Below are 21,405 nucleotides of genomic sequence, written 5' to 3'. Positions count from 1 at the left end.
CCAAAGCGAATCGATCCCCGCCTGAAGCGCGCCGGGGCACATCTCCAACGGCTGCCGGCCAGCGGCCGGCACTACCATGCCCGTCCGGTGGGGGGCTGAAGCTCCTCCAGCAACACAGTTGCTACCGATGGGGGGTCTTACAGCGTGATCTGCTGGAAATTCTCGACGCGGTCGTGGCCGTGGGTGGCTTCACCGCTGCGCGGCAGCGGGTAATCGTCCAGGCGATCCAGCAGACGGGTCTGCAGGCCGGCGTCGCGCGCGGCATCCAGCTCTTCGACCACGTCGGACAGGAACAGGATCTGCCCGGCCGGCACGCCGATCGCCGCGACGATGTGGCGGTAGCTGTCCGCCTCACGCTTGCCGCCAACCTCGGTGTCGAACCAGCCCGAGACCAGCCCGGTCAGATCGCCGGCTTCGCTGAAGCCGAAGAACAGCTTCTGCGACGGCACCGAGCCGGAGGAATACACGTACAGCGGCTTGCCCTCGGCATGCCAGCCCTTCAGCACGGCGGCCACTTCGGGATAGAAGTGCGCCTTGTAGTCGCCATTGCGGTAGCCGGCTTCCCAGATCATGCCCTGCAGCGCCTTGAGCGCGGTGTGCTTGCGGTCCTGGTCGATCCAGCCCTGCAGCGTCTCCACGATCAGGCTGTCCTGGCAGGCGCCGCCGATCTCGACCGCCACCGCATCCAGCCAGCGGCGCACCTGCGGCTCCTGGCCATGCGCGGCGACGAACGCCGGCAGCGCCTTGCGCGCATACGGGAACAGCACGTTCTTGACGAACGAAATGCTGCTGGTGGTGCCCTCGATATCGGTGAGGATGACGGTCGGATGCGGCATGGATCAGTCGGCCTGGTGCTGTGCGGGGTGGTAACGCGGGAAGGTCTGGGCAATGTCACTGCCGGTGAAATGGCCGACCCAGCCATCCGGCTCGGTGAAGAAGCGGATGGCCACGAAGCTCGGCTCCTCGCCCATGTCGAACCAGTGGGTGATGCCATCGGGCACGGCGATCAGATCGTTCTTCACGCACTCGATCTCGTAGACCTTGCCATCCACGTGCAGGGTGAACAGCCCCGAGCCGGCGACGAAGAAGCGGACTTCATCTTCCTTGTGGAAGTGCTCGTCCAGGAACTTCTTGCGCAGCTCGGCGCGGTTGGGGTTGTCCGGCGCGATCGAGGCGACATCCACACTCTTGAAACCGTGCTTGGCGACCAGCCGGTCGATGTCGACCTTGTAGGCGGCGAACACCTCGTCCTGGCTGGCGCCCGGGGCGACCTCATGGGCCGCCTGCCAGCGCTCGAAGGTCACGCCGATCGGGGTCAGTTCGGCAGCGATCGCCTCGCCATCCCGGCTGTCGAACAGCGGGACATCCGGGGCGGTGTCATCAAATATGCGGAGTCGGCTCATGGCGGCGGCATCGAGGCGAAGAGGGGGAAGGAAAGGGTACCAGTGCGGCGCCGGGGCGGGGGCGACGCACTGATGGCGATGCGCGGAATACAGATTCTCTTCAGGAATCTGAGCGCGATCAGCCGCGCAGCTTGCGCAGCTCCAGCTCACAGTGGAGCAGGAATTCGAAGGCTTCCATGTGCCGGCGTGCCTCGGCCATGGTGCGGCCCCAGGCATACAGGCCGTGGCCATCGATGAGGTAGCCCCACAGCGGTTGGGTGTCGAGCAGGGCATCGACCTGGGCCGAGAGCACATCCATGTCCTGGGTGTTGGCGAACACCGGCACATCCACCGCCATCTCGTGGGTGCTGTTGCCGTGGAAGGCCTTGAGCAGCTCGTAGCCTTCCAGGCGGATATGGCCCTGCGGCGCATACAGCCGGGAGGCGATGGTCTGCACCGGCGAATGGGTGTGCAGCACGCAGCCGATCTCCGGGAAGCGGCGATACAGCTGGGTGTGCAGCAACGTCTCGGCAGACGGGCGCAGCGGCCGGCCGACGGCCTTGCCGTCGAAATCGACCACCATGATGTCGTCCTCCACCAGCCGGCCCTTGTCCTTGCCGGACACGGTGATCGCGGCATGGCGGTCATCCAGGCGGTGGGAGAAGTTGCTGCTGGTGGCCGGGGTCCAGCCGGCGTGGGCCAGCTCGCGGACGTTGTCGATCAGCAGCTGGGCCAGCTCGCTCAGGCGCGCGGTGTCGTACGGGAAGGTGGGGGTGCTCATGCCGGTCATTTTAGCTAGGTCAAACGCTAAAAGCAGGTTTGTCGACTGGGCCGGACGGGGTGGGGTTTGCGGGGGACGCCGCAAGTACGTCCCTGTAGGCTTATGTCGCCGCATCCATGCGGCTCATACCCCCTCAAACCCCACCCCGTCCGTCCTTCCGCACAGTGAGGCGAAGCCGAACCGGAAGCCGAAGGCCGGGTGTTTGGCGTTGCATCTGACGTGGGCACCGTCACCCGCACGCTGTCAGAGGCGGGGTGGTGTGGGTTGGCGGGGGTATGAGCCGCAGGGATGCGGCGACATAAGCCTCCATGGATGGATTCACGGCGTCCCCCGCGAACCCATACCACCCCGCCAAACCGACCGAAACAGGAGAGCTGACGCTTCGGCCGGTGCTTCGGCCGTTGGCTTAGGCGTGATCTTTAATTCCCGCGCAGGCGGCTATGGCGATACCCATAACCGAAGTAGATCGCGAAACCGCCCAGCGTCCAGAAGCCCATCAGCATCCAGTTGTGGGCCGTCATCGCGGTCAGCAGCGCGATGCAGCTCAGCACCCCCAGACTGCAGATCAGCCACGCCATCGGCATCCGGAACGGACGCGGCAGGTCCGGCTGGGTGCGGCGCAGGATCAGCACGCCGGCGCAGACCGCCGCGAACGCGATCAGCGTGCCCATCGAGGTCAGCTCGCCCAGAACGTCCAGCGGGAACACCGCCGCCAGCAGCGCGATGCCGATGCCGGTGATCACGGTGTTGATGTGCGGCGTGCGGTACGTGGGGTGGATCTTGGTGAACAGCGGCGGCAGCAGCCCGTCGCGGCCCATGATCATGAAGATGCGCGGCTGCGCGATCACCATCACCAGCACCACCGAGGACAGCCCGATCAGCGCGCCGATCTCCACGACCACGCGCAACCAGCCCAGCTGCGGATGTGCGGCCACCGCGGTCACCACCGGCTCATCGGTACCCAGCAGCTGGTACGGCACCAGCCCGGTCATCACCGCGGCCATGGCGATGTACAGCACGGTGCAGATCACCAGCGAGAGCAGCATGCCGATCGGCATGTCGCGCTGCGGCTTGTGCGATTCCTGCGCGGCTACGGACACCGCCTCGAAACCGATATAGGCGAAGAACACCATCGCGGCACCGCGCAGCACGCCGTCGAAACCGTACTTGCCCGGGCCTTCGTTGTCCGGAATGAACGGGGTCCAGTTCGCCGGATCCACATATTTCCAGCCCACCACGATCACCAGCAGGATCAGCGCGGTCTTGAGCACCACCATCGCCATGTTCATGGCCGAGGACTTGCTGATGCCCACGTAGCACAGCCAGGTCAGCAGCAGGACCAGCACGGCGGCCGGGATGTTGGCGATCGCGCCGGTCGGGCGCAGCTGGCCATCCAGCGGCGCGCTGACCAGCGCGGCGGGTAGATGGATATCGAAATGGCTGAGCAGGCTCAGGAAATAGCCGGTCCAGCTGACGGCCACCGCCGAGGCGGAGACGCCATATTCCAGTACCAGCATCCAGCCGATGAACCAGGCCGAGAGCTCGCCGAACGTGGCATAGGTATAGGTGTAGGCGCTGCCGGAGACCGGCACCATCGCCGCGAATTCGGCATAGGCCATCGCGCAGAACGCGCAGCAGATCGCGGCCAGCACGAACGACAGCATGATCGCCGGGCCGGCATGGTTGGCTGCGGCCTGGCCGGTGATCACGAAGATGCCGCCGCCGATCACCGCACCGATGCCCAGCGCGGTCAGGCCCCACGGGCCGAGGGTACGGCGCAGGCTCAGGCCATTGGCGTCTTCATGGGCGGCGTGCGGATGCTTGGTGGCCCACAGTTGCTTGAACATGGTTTGGATTTCTTCTCAGGCGCGATGTAACAAACGACCGGGCCGGCACTGGGCCGGCCCGGTAGCACTCAGGCGGACTTCTTGTTCAGCTTGCTGTGGCGGATGCCGTAGCCGAAGTAGATCAGTGTCCCCAGCAAGGTCCAGCCAACAAACAGATGCCAATGCTCACGGAATGCCATGCCGAACAGCGTCAGGCATGCCAGCGCGCCCAGGGGGCAGATCAGCCACACGGCCGGGACGCGGAACGGTCGCTGCAGTTCCGGGCGCGTGTAGCGCAGGATCAGCACGCCCACGCAGACAGTGGCGAACGCGAGCAGCGTGCCCATCGACACGAGTTCACCGAGGACATTGAGGGGCATCAGGCCAGCCAGCGCCGCTGCGATGACGCCCACAATGATGGTGGCCACGTACGGGGTCTTGAACCGTGCGTGCACCTTGCCGAACAGCCTTGGCAGCAGACCGTCGCGCGAGATCGTGTAGGCGATGCGGGTCTGCCCCATCATCATCACCAGCACCACCGAGGACAGGCCGGCGATGGCGCCGACTTCGACGAAGGTCTTCAGCCACGACAGCTGGGGGTGGGCTTCCAGCGCGGTCACTACCGGCTTGGCAGTACCGAGCTGGGTGTAGGGCACCAGACCGGTCAGCACCAGGCACACGATCACGTAGATGATGGTGCAGATGGCCAGCGAACCCAGCAGGCCGATCGGCATGTTGCGCTGTGGATCCTTGGTTTCACCGGCGGCGGTGGACACCGCATCGAACCCGATGAACGCGAAGAACACGATGGAGCCCGCGCGAAGGACGCCGCTCCAGCCGAACTCGCCGAACGTGCCCGTGTTATCTGGAACGAACGGAGTCCAGTTGGCGGGATCGATGTACGCCACGCCGACGCCAATGAACAGGCAGATCACCGCGACCTTGATCGCGACGATGATGGCGTTGATGAAGGTCGACTGGGTGATGCCGACGTAGAGCAGGCCGGTGACGGCCGCCACGATCAGAACGGCGGGGAGGTTGAACAGCTTCCCAGAGGACACGAACTGTCCTGCTTCCCACGCCACCGGCGCCGATGCCAGCGCGTCCGGGAAGGGCAGATGCAGGGTGGTGGTGATGAAGCTGATCAGATACGCCGACCAAGCCACCGCAACGGATGCCGAGGCGAACAGGTACTCCAGTACCAGGCACCAGCCGATGAACCAGGCCATGCCTTCGCCCAGGGTCGCGTATGAGTAAGAGTATGCGCTGCCCGAGACGGGCATCATGGCCGCGAACTCCGCGTAGCACAGGCCGGCAAGAGCACAGGCCAGGCCTGCTGCGATGAATGACAGGGTGACGGCAGGGCCGGCATGGAAGGCCGCGGCCTGGCCGGTCATGACGAAGATGCCCGCACCGATCACCGCACCGATGCCAAGCAGGATGAGGTGTTTCGCTGTGAGGGTCCGTTTCAGTGTGGGCTCGCCATCCAGGCTGCCTTCGATGGGCTCGCCAGCATCGACGTGCGGTGCCGGTGCGACCGGTTTGACCCTCAACAGAGACTTCAGCATGCAGTGCTTCCCTAAAAGAACAAAGGTGAGGCGCGCGATACATTGCCGCACGCCCTGATGGCGACTGGGCGCCCCAGCGGTGCGGGGCCCGCTGTACCTTAGCCAAAGCTGAAGCCGCTGTACAAGCACAAATGCAGCATGGCCGAGCGATAATCGGCCAAATCCGCACGATGCCTGCTCCTGCCATGTCGCTGAACCCCGAATCCGTTGCCATTCCTGACGCTGCACTGCGCAGTCAGCTTGATGCCTACGCCCGCCGCCACCCGAATCAAGCCGCACTGGCTGACGAATTCAGCACACTCCTGGACGATCCTCTGAATCCCTTCCTGCGTGAGCGGCTGGCCGGCCACTTCACCGGCAGTGCCTGGCTGGTCAGCGCCGACGGGCAGCGGGTCCTGCTGACCCACCACCGCAAGCTGGACCGCTGGCTGCAACTGGGCGGCCACGCCGATGGCGAGCGCGATCTGGCCCAGGTGGCGCTGAAGGAGGCCGAGGAGGAATCCGGGCTGACCGCGCTGGTGCTGGAGGATGGCGAACTGTTCGACATCGACAAGCACTGGATCCCGGAACGCAAGGATGTGCCGGGGCATTGGCACTACGACGCCCGCTACGTGGTGCGGGCGCTGGGCAGCGAGCAGTTCGCGATCAGCGAAGAATCACTGGCGCTGGCCTGGCGCGAGATCCGTGACGTGGCCAACGCGGCGATCGAGACCCCCGATGGGGATGATTCGCTGCCGCGCATGGCCAAGCGCTGGCTGACCCGTCAATAAAGAACGCGGGTGCGCAGGGTGCCCGGGATTGCGGCCAGCTCTTCGCGGACCGCGCCGGCCTGGGCTTCGCTGGCGGTGATGTCGATCACCACGTAGCCGACCTTGGGGTCGGTGCGCAGGAACTGGCCGTCGATGTTGACGTTGTGGCGCGAGAAGATCTCGTTGACCTTGGAAAGCACGCCCGGCACGTTCTGGTGGATGTGCAGCAGACGCAGGCTCTCGGCATGCTCGGGCAGGGTCACTTCCGGGAAGTTGACCGCCGACAGGGTGCTGCCGTTGTCGCTGTAGCGCACCAGTTTGGCCGCCACTTCCACGCCGATGTTGTCCTGCGCTTCCAGCGTGCTGCCGCCCACGTGGGGGGTCAGGATCACGTTGTCGTGCGCGGTCAGCGGCGAGACGAAGGCATCGCCGTTGCCCTTGGGCTCGACCGGGAACACGTCCACCGCCGCGCCGCCGAGGTGGCCTGAACGCAGCGCCGCATCCAGCGCGTCGATGTCGACCACGGTGCCGCGCGCGGCATTGATCAGGTGCGCGCCGGGGCGCATCCGGGCCAGTTCATCGGCGCCGATCATCCACTGGGTGGCCGGGGTCTCGGGTACATGCACGGTGACGATGTCCGCACGTGCCAGCAGGTCGTCCAGGCTGATCGCCGCCCGGGCATTGCCCAGCGACAGCTTGGTTTCGACATCATGGAAGAGCACCTGCATGCCCATCGCTTCGGCCATCACGCCGACCTGGGTGCCGATATGGCCGTAGCCGATGATGCCCAGCGTCTTGCCGCGCACCTCATGGCTGCCGGCGGCCGACTTGGACCAGCCGCCGCGATGGCATTCGGCGTTCTTCTGCGGGATGCCACGGGTGAGCATGATCGCCTCGGCGATCACCAGCTCGGCCACGCTGCGGGTGTTGGAGTAGGGCGCGTTGAACACCGGGATGCCGGCCAGTTCTGCCGCCTCCAGGTCCACCTGGTTGGTGCCGATGCAGAAACAGCCGACCGCCATCAGGCGCTTGGCATGTACCAGGACGTCCGCGCTGAGCTGCGTGCGCGAGCGGATGCCGACGATGTGGGCCTCGGCGATGCGTGCCTTGAGCTCGTCTTCGGGCAGCGCCTTGCTGTGCAGTTCGATCTGCGAATAGCCGGCCGCGGTGAACACGTCGATCGCGGTCTGGCTGACCCCCTCGAGCAACAGTACGCGGATATCCTGCTTCGGGAACGAGGTCTTTTTCGGCGACATGGGCGGCGTGCGACGTGTGGCGGCGGGAGCCCTCAACTATGCCAGAAGCGGGCGGCGATGGTGCGGTGCGCCAATCGGTGGCGAAACGGTTTCAGATGCACCTATTTCCGTTGCCCGCCCTGGGGATCGCCACGGGCTCCGGCACCCGGGGCTCCGCTACTGGACGCGGCCCGTGGTGGCTGGCAGGCTTGCGGGCTCCCCCGGCACCGCCAGACGCCCCATGACCGATCCGCGCCTTGATTCGCTCCTGCACGACTGCCCCGGGCTGCGCCTGAAGACCGACCCGGCCGATCTGGAGCACTACGGCCGCGACTGGACCCGGCGCTGGGTGCCGGCACCGTTGGCGATCGCACTGCCGGGAACGGTCGATGAGGTGCAGGCGATCCTGCGCTGGGCGAGCGCCCAACACGTGGCCGTGGTGCCCTCCGGCGGCCGTACCGGCCTGTCCGGTGGCGCGGTGGCGGCGCACGGCGAGCTGGTGCTCAGCCTGGAGCGCATGAACAAACCGCTGGCCTTCGATGCGGTCGACCGCACTCTGACCGTGCAGGCCGGCATGGCACTGGAGGCGGTGCACAACGCCGCGCTCGAACACGGGCTGATCTACCCGGTGGATTTCGCTGCGCGAGGCTCATGCTCGATCGGTGGCAACATCGCCACCAATGCCGGCGGCATCCGGGTGATCCGCTACGGCAATACGCGCGAGTGGATCGCCGGGCTGAAGGTGGTGACCATGGCCGGTGAGCTGGTCGAGCTCAACAAGGGCCTGATCAAGAATTCCAGCGGCTACGATTTCCGTCAGCTGCTGATCGGCTCGGAAGGCACGCTCGGCGTGATCGTCGAAGCCACCCTGAAGCTCACCGATCCGCCGCCGGCCAGCAACGTGATGCTGCTGGCGCTGCCCTCGTTCGAGGTGCTGATGCAGGTGTTCGCCGCGTTCCGCGAGCGGCTGCAGTTGCAGGCGTTCGAGTTCTTCACCGACCGCGCGCTCGAGCATGTGCTGGCGCATGGGGCGCAGGCACCGTTCGCCGAGGTCTACCCGTATTACGTGGTCACTGAGTTCGCGGCCGGCGATGAGGTCCAGGAAGCGGCGGCCATGGCGGCGTTCGAAGACTGCATGGAGCATGGCTGGGTCAGCGATGGCGTGGTCAGCCAGAGCGATGCGCAGGCCGCGCAGCTGTGGCGCCTGCGCGAGGGCATCACCGAGGCGGTGGCGCGCTACAAGCCCTACAAGAACGATGTCTCGGTGCGCATCTCGGCCATGCCGGCCTTCCTCGCCGAAACCCAGGCGCTGATCGGGCAGGCGTACCCGCAGTTCGAGGTGGTCTGGTTCGGGCACATCGGCGACGGCAACCTGCACATCAATGTGCTCAAGCCTGACGATACCGCCGATACGGAGTTCCTGACCCAGTGCGAGCACGTCACCAAACTGCTCGCCGGTGTGCTGAGCCGTTTCGATGGCAGCATCTCGGCCGAGCACGGCATCGGCCTGGTCAAGAAGGGCTATCTGGACAGCACGCGCAGTGCGCCGGAAATCGCGCTGATGAAGGCGGTCAAACGCGCGTTTGATCCCCAAGCGCTGCTGAATCCGGGCAAGGTTTTCGACCTCTGAGGCGAGACAGGATTTCACGCAGCCTATACGCTCTGTGTTTTCCACCGCGAACGACACCCCGATGATGCGTCCGATCCTGCTCCTTGCCGTGCTCGCCCTGCCGTTGTCGGCGATGGCCTCCAGTTTTGCCGGCAGCTCCGCCGGTTCCGCCTCCGGCGCGTCGTCGGCCGGTTCGTCCAGCTCCGGCGACGACAAGATCGTGATCGACGCCCGCGACGACGCGGCTGCCTTCGTGGCCAGCGATGGCGCCATCCGCGGTGCACGCCTGGAAGCGGCGCTGCTGCACCTGCGCGAGCAGAGTGTCGCGCAGCAGCAGGCCAGTGACATGGCATTGGCCAGGACGCTGCTGGCCCGTTGATGCGCCCTTCCGGTCAGGTCCGCCGCTGGCGCTGGGCGGTCCTGGTCGCATGGCTTGCCGCGCCGTGGGCGCACGCGGCACTCACGTTGGAGCTGCAGCCGCAGGGACTGGATCCGGCGCAGATCGTCGCGGCCGAGCGTACCCTGCAGCAGGTGCGCGGCCGCTTGCCGCCGCAGTGGCAGGCACGGTTCCAGCACCCGGTGCAGGTGCGCTGGTCGGACACGCTCCCCGCGCACGTGCATGGCCGCGCCCGCAACGGGGCGATCACCCTACAGCGCGCCTTGCTCGACACCGTGAAAGACGATCAACCGCTGCCGCGCGCGCTCGAGGCCGCGCTGATCCATGAACTGACCCACGTACTGGACCGTTCGTCGCAGGGCGGTTGGTCGCGCGATGCGCGGCTGCGCGATCTGGCCGGGTGGCAGCGGCGACCGTGGAAACTTGGCCGTACCGCCAACGCCTTCAGCGGGCGCAGCCCCGACGACTATGAGCGCGCACGCCCCGCGGAATTCCTGGCGGTGAATGCCGAGCACCTGCTGCTCGATCCCGATTACGCCTGCCGTCGGCCGGCGGTGGCCGCGTGGTTCACCGAGCACCTCGGGCCGATCGAGCACACCGTGGCCTGCGACAGCCGCCTGCCGTTGATGCAGGCCGAGGAAGACGCAGGCGCGGCGAGCCTGCTGGAACTGGACCCGGCCCGGATCTACGCCATCGACTACCTGCTCGCCGAAGGCAACGAGCAGCTGATGAGCCGCTGGGGCCACAGCATGCTGCGGCTGGTGATCTGCGCACCGGGCCGGCCGCGCGGGCCGGCGTGCCGGATGGACCTGTCCCATCACCGCGTGCTGTCCTACCGCGCCTTCGTTGGCGATGTGCAGATATCCAGCTGGCGCGGGCTGACCGGTTCCTATCCCTCGCGCTTGTTCGTGCTGCCGCTCAACCAGGTCATCAACGAGTACACCCAGCTCGAGCTGCGCGGCCTGTCTTCGGTGCCGCTGGCGCTGGATGACCAGGACATCGCCGGCCTGCTCGAGCGTGTCGCGCAGGTGCACTGGAGCTATGACGGTCGGTATCTGTTCGTCAGCAACAACTGCGCGGTGGAGACCGGCAAGCTGCTGCAGGAAGGCGTGCCACGCCTCGCGTCGCCCGGGTTGAACCGGATCACCCCGCGCGGATTGCTGACCCGGCTGGAGCGCCAGGGCGTGGCTGATGCCAGCGTGCTGGCCGATCGCGCGCAGGCGACGCGCCAGGGTTACTACTTCGCCTCGGCCGCAGACCATTACCAGCAGCTGTTCGATGTCGCCCGGTGGCAGCTGCCGCTGGGCACGACAACGGTAGGCGACTGGTTGCGGCAGCCTGCCAGCGCCCGGTCACGCTGGGTGGAGCAGGGCGACCTGCGCGCCACCTCCGCCTTGCTGCTGCTGGAGCAGGCGGCGCTGCACCGTGAGGAGCTGCGCGCGCGCGATGCCCTGAAACGGCTGCTCGGCCATCCGCGCCCTGGCGATGCCGCGGCGCGCGACACGCTGCGCGCGCTGCTCGAGGACACCGGGCAGCTGGTCAGTCCGGCCGCCTTGGTGAGCCGTGGCGGCTACGGGCTGCCATTGGCCGGGGAGCGCGTGCAGGCTGCGGAGGCGGCGGCGCAGCTGAGCGCCCAGGGCGTCCCGGCCTGGAAGGCGCTGCAGGCGCAGTTGAAGCAGCGCCTGCCGGCCGCACAGCAACGCGAACTGGCCACGATCGACCGCAATCTGGCCCGGCTCGGCACGCGGATGCGCGAGCTGGCCCTCCAGGACGCTGCTACTGCCGCGGCAGCTCGATGACGAAACGTGCGCCGCCCAGGGTGCTGGCGCTGCAGGCGACCTGGCCGCCATGCGCATCGGCGATCGCCTTGACCACCGCCAAGCCCAGCCCACTGCCGCCGCGCTGACGCGAGCGCGAACCATCGCCGCGCAGGAAGGGATCGAAGATCTGCTCGCGCAGCGCCGCATCGATGCCGGGGCCTTCGTCATCGATGGCGATCTGCACATGGGTAGCGGTGTCGTGCACCGCGATGCGCACCCGGCCCGGCGTCGCATAGCGGCGTGCATTCTCCAGCAGTGCCATCAATGCCTGCCGCACGCGGGTCGGGTCGCAATGTGCGGGATGCTCCTCGCGTGAGGTCTCCAGTTCCAGCACGAAGCCGCTGCTGCGGAAACCCGGATCCACCAGGGTCATCACCGTGTGCACTTCCTGCACCACATCGTTGCGGGCGCGGCGCACGTCCAGGCGGGCGCTGTCGGCCAGGCTGAGCACACGCAGGTCTTCGATCAGCCGCGACAGCCCCTCTACCTGCGCCAGCAGGCTGCGGAACTGGCCTTCGTCCGGGGCGAATACCCCTTCGGCCAGGCCCTGCAGGCGGCCGCGCAGGATGGTGACCGGCGTGCGCAGTTCATGCGCGATCGCCGCGTGCCACATCACCCGGTCGGCCTCGATGTTCTGCAGCCGGCGCGCCATGGCGTTGAAGTCGTCCACCAGCAGCGCCACTTCGCCCAGCGAGCGGTAACTCACTGCCGCGCGTGCGCCCAGGTCGCCATCGGCCAGCCGTCCGATGCTGTCCACCACCGCGTTGAGCGGGGTCAAGATGCGCTGGGAAAGGCGCACGGACGCGGCGACCGCCAGCGTCAACCCGATCAGGGTCACGCCCACCATCCAGACCAGTTCCGGGCCACTGGGCACCCAGCTGACCGGTTCGTCCACGCCGCCGGGGTAAAACGCCACCAGGACCGCGTAGAGCAGGTAGGAGCTGAGGATCACCATCACGATGACCGCCAGCACCATCATCGACATCGACACCACGATGTGCCGGCTCAGGCCCGAGCGGCGCATCAGTGGTCCGCCGCCAGCCGGTACCCGACGCCGCGCACGCTGGCCGGCACGTTCGCCAGGCCGACATCGTCAAGCTTGCGGCGCAGCTTGCTGACGTGGCTGTCCACGGTGCGCTCCAGCGCTTCGCTTTCCGGTAGGCACTCATGCATGAGTTCGCTGCGGCTGAAAATGCGCATCGGTGCCAGCGCCATGCAGTGCAGTAGCTTGAATTCGGTCAGGGTCAGCAGCAGCTCGTGGCTGTAGCCGTCGCCTTCGACATGCACCGTGTGGTGCTCCGGATCGATCACCAGGCTGCCCACGCGCAGGATCTCCGGCGCACTCTGGCGCGCGGCGTTCAAGGTGCGCCGCAGGACCGCGCGCACCCGCGCGGCCACCTCGGCCGGGTTGAACGGCTTGACCACGTAATCGTCCGCGCCCATCCGCAGCGCGGTGAGCTTGTCCAGGTCCTGGTCCAGCGCGGTCAACATGATCACCGGCGTGTCGCCGCGCTGGCGCAGGGTGTTGAGCACGGTCCAGCCATCCATGCCCGGCATCTGCACGTCGAGCAGGACCAGGTCCGGGCGTGCGCTGCGGTGCAGGGAAAGGGCAGTGTGGCCATCCTGCGCGCGCAGTGTGCGCAGGCCTTCGCGGGCCAGGTAGGCCGCGACGATGTCGGCGATCTCGGGTTCGTCCTCGACGATCAGGACCAGGGCATTGAGCGAATGATCCCAGCGCGCGGTCGGGGCGCCGGGTAGATCGGAGGCGGGCATGCAGGGCAAAGCCGGAAGGTGCTTGGGCTCCATCGTATCTCCACACTTCCTCCATCGAAACCCCACCGAGGCCGCGCAGACTGCCGCCATCGTGATTTCGGCCGGTGTTCCGGCAGCTGTGCAGATGAAGAGCAGGAAGACGCATGCCGCCCTGGTGGCGGCAATCCAGACGCTGGGCGTGCACGCCAGTGGGCCGCGACGACGATGTCCGGTGCGCCCATGAGCGCGATACTGCAACCGGCGCACGTGGAGGCGGCCGAGGCGCGGCTGTGGGACGCGCTGATCCAATGGCAGCCGCAGCAGGTGAACGCACTGCTCTCGCCAGCGCTGTTCCTGACCGACCACGATGGCCAGCGGCAGGATGCCTCGGCGTTGCTGGCGGGCTGGAATGCGCGGCGCATCCGCATCGTTGCCATCGAGCGGCAGCAGACCGAGCAGCTCGCCTGCGGCGCCATGGTGCTGGTCACCGGCGAGATGCGCCTCCATCTCGACGGCGAGCACGGTCGGCAGCTGCATGCGATGCGGCTGCTGCGGGTCTGGGCGCGCTGCACGGGCGCACCCGGCGTGCATCTGCTTTCGCTGTGCGTGCTGCCGGCCGCGCCGCGTGCGCACTGAACCGCGTGTTCAGGCCTGCGGCCGGGGTCAGCCTCGCTTCACCCGCTCTCACGGCGCGGCAGGTACGATCAAGTGTTGTCGACGTTATCGCAAGGAGTTCCTCATGCGCGCATCTCCCTGGCTGTTGAGCCTGGCCATTACCGGCGCACTCGCCGCCTGCCAACCGGCCACCGAGAGCCGTCCTGCCGCCGATGGCAGCGAAGCGCCCCCACCGATGGATGCCTCCACCACCGATGAGCGCAGTTACGCGTTCCGCTGTGGCGAGCTGGAAGTGCATGCCACGTATCGCGGCCAGGATTCGGCCACGGTGGTGGTCGATGACCGCACCTTCGCGATGTCCTCGCAGCAGGCGGCGTCGGGCGCGAAGTATGGCGATGGGCAGGGCAACGAATTCTGGACCAAGGGCACCACTGACGGGATCCTGATCCTCAAGGGCGAGCCCGATCGCACCTGCACCGGTACCGGCGAGCAGGGCGGCGAAGCGCCGCCGGCCAATGCGGCCGCCAAGGCCGATACTGAAGCCGGCGCCGATGCAGCCGCCGGGTTCCGCGCGACCGGCAATGAGCCCGGCTGGCTGGCCCAGGTCGGCGCGGGGGCCACCCCGGCGCTGCACATCGAGATGGATTACGGCGAGCGCAAGCTCGAGATCGCCAGCCCCACCCAGGGCCGTGATGGCTGGTCCGGTACCGCTGCTGACGGCACCCCGGTGAAGCTCACCTTCCAGCGCACCGTGTGCCAGGACAACATGAGTGGCCAGGCCTTCGGCGCCACGGCCATGCTTACCGTCGGCGCGCGCCAGTACCACGGCTGCGGCGATTTCGCCGGTGCGCCGTCGTTGGCTGCCAAGCCCTGATCGAAGGGAACGCACCGGATTGCGCACCTGCGCGTCCGGTGCAGGGTCACAAGCCGCGTGGGCAGGGGTTGGGTTGCGCCCGGCTGTCCGCATCCAGCGCGAGCTCGTTACGCGTGCCCAGCAGCATCAGCTCGGTGTGCACCAGGCAGTTGTCGGCGTGGCGCTGCAGCAGCTGATTGAACAGCGCAGCCCGGTCGTCGCAGGTTTCGTGGATCGCATACGCCAGTTCGCGGGCGCGGTCCTCGTCATAGGCTTCTTCGCCAGCGAAGTGCTGGCAGGCGCTTTCGCGCGTCAGAAACGCCTGCACGTCGCCCGGCATCGCGCAGTACATGCGGATGTCCTCGGCCACGAAGATCTCTGCAGGCACTTCGCAGCGCGCATCAGCGGTGTTACCCGCCGGCGCTGTGCCCGTCGCCGAAGGCACGGGCGCCAGCGTCTCGCTCTCCACTGCCCGCGGCGAACACGCCGCGAGCAGCAGGAGCAGGACGGTCGGTGCGGCGCGCTTAGTCGGCACGGCCGGCGAATTCACCGGTGGTGGTGTTGACCAGCACGCGTTCGCCGTTGGCGATGTACTCCGGCACCATGATTTCGATGCCGGTGTTGAGCTTGGCCGGCTTCGGGCGCTTGGTGGCCGTGCCACCCTTGAGTTCCGGCGGGGTCTCGACCACTTCCAGCACCACGCTGGTCGGCAGCTGCACGCCCACCGGGGTCTCGTCGATCACCTGCACGTAGATGCCGGTCAGGCCGTCGGTGATGTAGCCGGCGTCATCGCCGAGCACATCGGCATCGACCATGTACGGGGTGTAGTCCTCGTCATCCAGGAAGACGAAGGCATCGCCGTCCATGTACGAGTAGGTCGCCTGGCGGCGCAGCAGTTCGACTTCCGGCAGGTTGTCGTCGGCGTCGAAGCTGGAATCGAGCTTGTTGCCGCCCGGCACGCTGTACATGATGAAACGGAAGCGGACATTGCCGCCGCGGCCCTGTGGGGAGCTGCGTTCGATGTCGCGGATCTGGTAGACGCCGTTGTTGAATTCGACGACGTTGCCTTTCTTGATGTCGCTGGCTTTCATGGGAATGAAGGTCGGTTCGTGGAGGTGGCGGGTGCCGGAACCGGGCACCCTGCGGGTTGCGTGCTCGCTTACTTCGGCGCCAGACGCACGGCGCCGTCAAGGCGGATGGTCTCGCCGTTCAGATAGGTGTTGCCCAGGATGTAGGCAACCAGCCCGGCAAAGTCTTCCGGCTTGCCCAGGCGCGGCGGGAACGGGATGGAGGCGGCCAGCGATTCCTGCACCGCCGGTGGCATGCCATCGACCATCGGCGTCCAGAAAATGCCCGGGGCGATGGTCATCACGCGGATGCCGAAGCGCGACAGCTCGCGTGCCATCGGCAGGGTCATGCTGACCACGCCGCCCTTGGCGGCGGCATAGGCGGCCTGGCCGATCTGGCCTTCATAGGCGGCAACGCTGGCGGTGTTGATGATCACGCCGCGCTCGCCATCGTCGCCCGGGGTGTTGTGCTGCATGCGGTTGGCGGCCGCCTTGGCGACGTTGAAGCTGCCGACCAGGTTGACCATCACTGTGCCCTGGAAGTTGGCCAGCGGCATCGGCGCCTCCTTGCCCAGCACGCGCCCGGCGCCCAGGATGCCGGCGCAGTTGATCGCGGTGTTCAGCCCGCCCAGGAAGTCGCAGGCGGCATCGATCTGCGTGGCCACGGCGGCCTCGTCGCTGACATTGGTGCTGTAGTAGCGCGCGTTGGCTTCGCCAAGCGCGGCCACGGCGGCCGCACCCTTGTCGTCATTGAGATCGAACAGGGCCACCTTGGCGCCGTGGGCGACCAGGTGCTGGGCCACGGACAGACCAAGGCCGGAGACACCGCCGGTGATGACGGCGCGGACAGAAGACAGCTGCATTGCACGATCCCGCTGGTTCAAGAACCGCTGATTCTAGCGGAAGCGGCCGCCATCACCGTTGTGCACTGCCCACCGCGACCCGGGCTCGCAGCGCCAGGCGCCGCGCGAACTCGTCCGGCGCCAGCCCGGGCGCGAACAGGAAGCCTTGGCCGACCGAGACCCCCAAAGAGGTCAGGAACTGGCGCTGGGCCTCCGATTCGATGCCTTCGGCCACCAGGCCCAGCCCGAGGCTGCGGGCGATCCCGCAGACCGCCTCGCACACCGCCACATCCGAGCGGTTGGCCGGCACCCCCTCGACGAACAGCTGGCTCAGCTTGAGGCCATGGATCGGCAGCCGGCGCAGATAGTTCAGCGCGCTGTAGCCCTCGCCGAAGTCGTCGATGGTCAGCAGCACGCCCATCTCGCGAAGCTGCGCGAAGGTGCGCAGGGTGTCCGGGGCATCTTCGATCAAGACCCGCTCGGTGAACTCCAGCTCCAGTGCGCTGCCGGGCAGGTGGAATTCGTCCAGTACGGCGCGCACGTTCCGGGCCAGATCCTCGCCAACGAACTGCCGGTAGGACACATTGACCGCCACCCGCACGATGCCCAGCCCGTCGTCCTGCCACTGGCGCACCTGTCGGCAGGCTTCGCGCAGCACCCACAGGCCGATCCGGACGATGTCACCGGTGCTCTCGGCATGGCCGATGAAAATGTCCGGGCGCAGCTCGCCGAGCTGGGTATTGCGCCAGCGGATCAGCGCTTCGGCGGCGATCAGCTGGCCGCTGTGCAGGTTGACCTGCGGCTGGTAGACCAGATGGAACTCGTCGTCGTCCAGCGCCCGGTGCAGCCGGCTCTCGATCTGCAGGCGGTCATGCTGGCGCTGGGCCAGCTCGGGCGAGAACACCTGCCAGCCGTTGCGGGTGCGCCGCTTGCAGTCGTACATGGCGATGTCCGCGTTCTGGATCAGCTGTTGCGGGCGCAGCCCATCCTGAGGCGCACGCGCGATGCCGATGCTGGTGGTCACCGGGAATTCGTCGGCACCGAAGCGGAACGGGGTGCTGAACGCACGGGTGATCGCATCGGCCAGCCGCTCGGGTTGATCGGCCTGGTCGCGGGTATCGCAGATCACCAGGAACTCATCGCCGCCGAACCGGGCCAGCAGGCCTTCGGTGCCGATCGCGGTGGCGATGCGGCGGGTGGCGTCGATCAGCAGTTCGTCACCGGCGTTGTGGCCCAGCAGGTCGTTGACGGTCTTGAACCGGTCCAGGTCGATGTACAGCACCGCGACCCGGCAGTGGGTCGGGTTGGCCATGCGCATGGCCAGGTCGTTGAGCACCGCATCGCGATTCATGATCCCGGTGAGCGGATCGGTGCGCGCCTGGATCCGCAGCGTCTCCTCGGCCTGCTTGCGCGCGGTGATGTCCTGCACGGTGCCGGCGATGCGCGCGGCATCGACATCCCCGGCCTCGGCCTCGCCGATCATCCGCACCCAGAACGAATGCCCATCGCTGCGCTGGCCCTGCAGCTCCAGTTCGAACGAGACCTGGCGGTCGACCACCTCCAGCAGCGCCTGCTGCAGCTGCGCGCGGTCGTCCACGCGCAGGCATTCCAGCAGTTCGGCCATGTCGCGCATCGGCAGCTCCTGGCCGAGGATGCGGGTCGCCTCGTCGGTCAGGTACAGCCGCTGCAGGCCGCGGTCCCACTCCCAGCCGCCGATGTGCGCCAGCGACTGCGCGCGGTCGAACAGCGTGTTGTTGCGTTTGAGTTCGGTGATGTCGCTGAACAGGCCGAACACATGGTCCGGCGCATCGCGCCCGTTGCCGTACACCGGCACGTTGGTGGTGGAGATCCAGATCATCCGGCCGCGCGGGCGGTGGTACAGGCCGACGATGGTGCTGCGCACGATGCGCCCACTGTGCAGCGAGACGCTGGCCGGCCATTGCTCGCGGGTGAGCGGGTGGCCGTGCTCGTCCACGCTGATCCAGTCTTCCGGGGCAAGCATTGCCTGCAGGCTGCCGCCAGTGCCGGCGGTGCCGAGAATGCGATGCGCGGCCGGGTTGGCCGAGACCACCCGCAACTGGCGATCGAACAGGATCACGCCCTTGTCGATGGATTCCATCAGCAGCCGGTAGCGCGATTCGGCCTGCCAGCGGCTGCTCAGGTCGCGCGCCACCGCCACGATGCAGTGCTCGCCCTGGTGCTCGAAGCCGGCCGAATGCACCTCCACCGGGAAGCGGCTGCCATCGCCGCGCATGTTGGTGACCTCGATGACATAGGTCTCGCCCCGGTGCAGCGCCTCCCAGACCGGATCGAGGTGGTCGCCCGGCAGGTCCGGGTTCAGCAGCTCGATCGGTTGTCCGACGATTTCCTCGCGGGGACGGCCATAGGCGCGCACGCCAGCCTTGTTGAGGTCCAGCACCACGCCGCGTTCGCTGAGGATGCTGACCGGGTCCGGGACCGCATCGAACAGCGCGGCATAGCGACGCAGCGCCAGCTGGCGCTCGTCCATGGCTTCCTGCAGGGCCTGCTGCACTTCCTCCAGCAGGCCGCGCAGATCGCCCGGTGACTGTGCCAGGGCGCGTTGCAGGGCGGCCAGCGCGTGGACGTGGGCGGTGAGATGATCACCTACCGCAGCGTCCTTGCGCGGGCCGCCGCTTTTCATGTCGCCGCCAGCGCCCTGCCGGTCTTGCTGCCGGTCTCGCGCCCCAGCCGTGCGGCCAGCCAGCGCCCGGTGGCGGCCAGCGCCGGCAGATCGATGCCGGTGCGCATGCCGATGCCATGCAGCATGTAGACCACGTCTTCGCTGGCGACGTTGCCGCTGGCGCCCTTGGCATACGGGCAGCCGCCCGCTCCGGAGACCGCCGAATCGACCACGCGCACGCCTTCTTCCAGGCAGGCATCGATGTTGGCCAGGGCCTGGCCATAGGTGTCATGGAAGTGCACCGCCAGCGCGGCCATCGGCAGTTCGCCGGCGACCGCCTTGAGCATCGCGCGGGCCTTGCGCGGCGTGCCGACGCCGATGGTGTCGCCGAGCGAGATTTCGTAACAGCCCATCTCGTACAGCGCGCGCGCGACGCGCACCACCTCGCTCACCGCGACCTCGCCCTGGTAGGGGCAACCGAGCACGGTGGAGACGTAGCCACGCACCTTGACCCCGTCGGCCTTGGCCCGCTCCAGGATCGGTGCGAAACGGGCCAGCGATTCGTCGATGCCGGCATTGGTGTTGGTGCGGTTGAAGGTTTCCGAGGCGGCCGTGAACACCGCCACTTCCTGCACGCCCACCGCGCGTGCACGGTCATAGCCCTGTTCGTTGGGGACCAGCACCGGGTAATCGATGCCCGGGCGGCGCTCGATGCCGGTGTACACCTCGGCGGCGTCGGCCAGTTGCGGGACCCAGCGCGGGCTGACGAAACTGGTCGCCTCGATGGTGCGCAGCCCGGTCAGCGAGAGCTGGCGGATCAGTTCGATCTTGTCGGCGGTGGCCACCGGCTGGGCTTCGTTCTGCAGCCCGTCGCGCGGGCCGACCTCGACGATGCGGACGAAGTCATCCATGTGCCGGCCCTCCGCGAACGGAGCGACGGACGACCAGCAGGGGGCGGGGTGGGGTAGAGGTCACGGAGATTCCTGTCAGGCGAATGGCGGCCCACGTTCCCCGGCGGGCCACGAAAAGGGGATACGCGGGATGGGCGACAAAGCGGCCATCCCGCCGGCGTACGCGGTCAGCCGGGGTGGTGGCAGACCGCTTCGATGTTGTTGCCGTCCGGATCGAGCACGAACGCCCCGTAATAATCGGGGTGGTAATGCTCGCGGATGCCCGGGCCGCCATTGTCGGTGCCACCGGCCGCCAGTGCCGCACGGTGGAAGGCGTCCACGTCGGCCCGCCGGGTCGCGCTGAAGGCCAGGTGCACGCCGCCGTGGGCGCCGGGGGCGTTGCTGATCCAGAAGTCCGGTTTGCCGCTACTCCCGAAGCCGGCGTGGTCATGCTCGCCGGTCTGGGCGGCCGAGACCTGCATCAGCACGGTGATGCCCAGCGGCCCCAGGGCCTGCTGGAAGAACGCCAGGCTGCGCCCGAAGTCGGCGCAGCGGATGCCTATATGGTCGAGCATGACGCTGTCCTCAGTCCTGGGTGACCCAATGCGGGGAACGCTTGTCGAGGAAGGCCCCGAGGCCTTCCTGGCCTTCGGCCGAGACCCGCAGGCGGGCGATCAGCGCCGCGTTGTCGCGGTCGGTGGCGTCCCGGTCGCGGCCCAGCGCCACGCGCCGGACCAGGTCCTTGGCCGAGGCCGAGGCTACCGGGCCGGCCTTGTCGAGCAGGCCGAGCTGGCGCTGGACGGCCTCGTCGATCCGTTCCGGCTCGATCAGCTGGTGCACCAAGCCGATGCGCAGGGCGGTTTCGGCGTCGAAATGCTCGCCGGTGGCAAACCAGCGGCGGGCCTGGCGCGGGCCGATCGCGTCAATGACATAGGGCGAGATCACCGCCGGCAGCAGGCCCAGGCGGCTTTCGGTCAGGCCGAAGCGGGCGCTGGTGCTGGCGATGGCGATATCGCAGCAGGCCACCAGGCCGACCCCGCCACCGAAGGCGGCACCCTGCACGCGGGCGATGGTCGGCTTGGGCAGCTCGTCCAGGGTCCGCATCAGGCGGGCCAGGGCAAGCGAATCCTGGCGGTTGTCCTCCTCGCTGGCGGCGGCCATGCCACGCATCCACTGCATGTCCGCACCTGCCGAGAAGGAGGCGCCTTCCCCGGCCAGCACCACCGCGCGGACATGGTCGTCGCGTCCGGCGGCCTCCAGTGCGGCGGTCAGCTGGGCGATCAACGAGGCGTCGAAGGCATTGTGCAGGGTCGGGCGGTTCAGCCACAGGGTCAGCACCGAGGCGCTGCGTTCAATCCGTAATGCGTCACTCATGGGC

21 protein-coding genes are annotated in these 21,405 nt (G+C 67.7%); 6 read left to right on the top strand and 15 right to left on the bottom strand.

What is annotated here, in order from left to right; genetic code table 11:
• Positions 1-137: 137 nt before the first annotated feature.
• From mtnC to NJD74_RS15370, 5 genes are all read right to left on the bottom strand, one after another.
• Positions 138-836 (bottom strand): acireductone synthase, encoded by a 699-nt coding sequence (gene mtnC, locus NJD74_RS15390; RefSeq protein WP_319624521.1) that lies wholly within the window; start codon positions 834-836, stop codon positions 138-140.
• 3 nt (positions 837-839) lie between these two features.
• Positions 840-1,403 (bottom strand): acireductone dioxygenase, encoded by a 564-nt coding sequence (locus NJD74_RS15385; protein ID WP_019182986.1) that lies wholly within the window; start codon positions 1,401-1,403, stop codon positions 840-842.
• 118 nt (positions 1,404-1,521) lie between these two features.
• Positions 1,522-2,163 carry a methylthioribulose 1-phosphate dehydratase gene (locus NJD74_RS15380; protein WP_026069746.1) on the bottom strand — a complete coding sequence of 214 codons (642 nt, stop codon included), beginning with the start codon at positions 2,161-2,163 and terminating at the stop codon, positions 1,522-1,524.
• Between the two features lie 419 nt (positions 2,164-2,582).
• A complete protein-coding gene (locus NJD74_RS15375) occupies positions 2,583-4,010 on the bottom strand; it encodes an amino acid permease (RefSeq protein WP_070427279.1) in 1,428 nt (475 codons plus the stop codon).
• 68 nt (positions 4,011-4,078) lie between these two features.
• Positions 4,079-5,557: an amino acid permease gene (locus NJD74_RS15370; protein WP_070427280.1), complete on the bottom strand. Its 1,479-nt coding sequence runs from the start codon at positions 5,555-5,557 to the stop codon at positions 4,079-4,081.
• A gap of 185 nt (positions 5,558-5,742) precedes the next feature.
• On the opposite strand from NJD74_RS15370, the gene NJD74_RS15365 reads away from it, so the two are divergent.
• Positions 5,743-6,327 (top strand): NUDIX hydrolase, encoded by a 585-nt coding sequence (locus NJD74_RS15365; RefSeq protein WP_102788422.1) that lies wholly within the window; start codon positions 5,743-5,745, stop codon positions 6,325-6,327.
• On the opposite strand, the gene serA is transcribed toward NJD74_RS15365, so the two are convergent.
• Positions 6,321-7,562, bottom strand: a complete 1,242-nt coding sequence (serA, locus tag NJD74_RS15360; protein WP_319624520.1) for a phosphoglycerate dehydrogenase — start codon at positions 7,560-7,562, stop codon at positions 6,321-6,323. The two genes, NJD74_RS15365 and serA, sit on opposite strands and share 7 nt — an antisense overlap.
• Before the next feature lie 220 nt (positions 7,563-7,782).
• Here serA and NJD74_RS15355 point away from each other — a divergent pair, with 220 nt between their 5' ends.
• The 3 genes from NJD74_RS15355 (at position 7,783) to NJD74_RS15345 (ending at position 11,346) form a co-directional block, all read left to right on the top strand.
• Complete coding sequence (locus NJD74_RS15355; protein WP_266084995.1) at positions 7,783-9,171, top strand: FAD-binding oxidoreductase; 1,389 nt, start codon at positions 7,783-7,785, stop codon at positions 9,169-9,171.
• Between the two features lie 61 nt (positions 9,172-9,232).
• Entirely contained in the window at positions 9,233-9,529 is a 297-nt protein-coding gene (locus NJD74_RS15350) for a DUF2388 domain-containing protein (protein ID WP_046273482.1), read from the top strand.
• On the top strand, positions 9,529-11,346 hold the full coding sequence (locus NJD74_RS15345; RefSeq protein WP_319624519.1) for a DUF4105 domain-containing protein: 1,818 nt from the start codon (positions 9,529-9,531) through the stop codon (positions 11,344-11,346). Before NJD74_RS15350 ends, NJD74_RS15345 begins: the two co-directional genes overlap by 1 nt.
• Here NJD74_RS15345 and NJD74_RS15340 read toward each other — a convergent pair.
• On the bottom strand, positions 11,324-12,391 hold the full coding sequence (locus NJD74_RS15340) for an ATP-binding protein (RefSeq protein ID WP_319624518.1): 1,068 nt from the start codon (positions 12,389-12,391) through the stop codon (positions 11,324-11,326). The two genes, NJD74_RS15345 and NJD74_RS15340, sit on opposite strands and share 23 nt — an antisense overlap.
• Positions 12,391-13,140: a response regulator gene (locus NJD74_RS15335; RefSeq protein ID WP_102788426.1), complete on the bottom strand. Its 750-nt coding sequence runs from the start codon at positions 13,138-13,140 to the stop codon at positions 12,391-12,393. The genes NJD74_RS15340 and NJD74_RS15335 overlap by 1 nt, the downstream gene beginning before the upstream one ends.
• Positions 13,141-13,359: 219 nt before the next feature.
• On the opposite strand from NJD74_RS15335, the gene NJD74_RS15330 reads away from it, so the two are divergent.
• Together NJD74_RS15330 and NJD74_RS15325 are read left to right on the top strand one after the other, a co-directional pair.
• Entirely contained in the window at positions 13,360-13,755 is a 396-nt protein-coding gene (locus tag NJD74_RS15330; RefSeq protein ID WP_157266876.1) for a nuclear transport factor 2 family protein, read from the top strand.
• A gap of 103 nt (positions 13,756-13,858) precedes the next feature.
• The gene (locus tag NJD74_RS15325) at positions 13,859-14,608 is read left to right on the top strand and encodes an MliC family protein (RefSeq protein ID WP_319624517.1); all 750 of its coding nucleotides are present in this window, start codon (positions 13,859-13,861) and stop codon (positions 14,606-14,608) included.
• A 46-nt stretch (positions 14,609-14,654) separates the two neighbouring features.
• Here NJD74_RS15325 and NJD74_RS15320 read toward each other — a convergent pair whose 3' ends face one another.
• The 7 genes from NJD74_RS15320 to NJD74_RS15290 all read right to left on the bottom strand — a co-directional run bounded on the left by NJD74_RS15320 (position 14,655) and on the right by NJD74_RS15290 (position 21,401).
• A complete protein-coding gene (locus NJD74_RS15320) occupies positions 14,655-15,122 on the bottom strand; it encodes a hypothetical protein (protein WP_070473205.1) in 468 nt (155 codons plus the stop codon).
• Entirely contained in the window at positions 15,112-15,678 is a 567-nt protein-coding gene (gene yeiP / locus NJD74_RS15315; RefSeq protein ID WP_019182972.1) for an elongation factor P-like protein YeiP, read from the bottom strand. Before yeiP ends, NJD74_RS15320 begins: the two co-directional genes overlap by 11 nt.
• A 68-nt stretch (positions 15,679-15,746) precedes the next feature.
• Positions 15,747-16,517 (bottom strand): SDR family NAD(P)-dependent oxidoreductase, encoded by a 771-nt coding sequence (locus NJD74_RS15310; protein WP_319624516.1) that lies wholly within the window; start codon positions 16,515-16,517, stop codon positions 15,747-15,749.
• A gap of 52 nt (positions 16,518-16,569) precedes the next feature.
• On the bottom strand, positions 16,570-19,158 hold the full coding sequence (locus tag NJD74_RS15305; protein WP_319624515.1) for an EAL domain-containing protein: 2,589 nt from the start codon (positions 19,156-19,158) through the stop codon (positions 16,570-16,572).
• A complete protein-coding gene (locus tag NJD74_RS15300) occupies positions 19,155-20,048 on the bottom strand; it encodes a hydroxymethylglutaryl-CoA lyase (protein WP_070427287.1) in 894 nt (297 codons plus the stop codon). Before NJD74_RS15300 ends, NJD74_RS15305 begins: the two co-directional genes overlap by 4 nt.
• Positions 20,049-20,215: 167 nt before the next feature.
• Positions 20,216-20,602, bottom strand: a complete 387-nt coding sequence (locus tag NJD74_RS15295) for a VOC family protein (RefSeq protein ID WP_319624514.1) — start codon at positions 20,600-20,602, stop codon at positions 20,216-20,218.
• A gap of 10 nt (positions 20,603-20,612) precedes the next feature.
• Positions 20,613-21,401: an enoyl-CoA hydratase-related protein gene (locus NJD74_RS15290; RefSeq protein WP_019182967.1), complete on the bottom strand. Its 789-nt coding sequence runs from the start codon at positions 21,399-21,401 to the stop codon at positions 20,613-20,615.
• Positions 21,402-21,405: the final 4 nt, after the last annotated feature.

The sequence above is a fragment of the Stenotrophomonas sp. RG-453 genome, from assembly GCF_033843685.1.
GTDB classification, from domain to species: Bacteria; Pseudomonadota; Gammaproteobacteria; order Xanthomonadales; family Xanthomonadaceae; genus Stenotrophomonas; species Stenotrophomonas bentonitica_A.
Note: the sequence above shows the minus strand (reverse complement) of the source record. Positions and strands in the feature narration are given on the sequence as shown.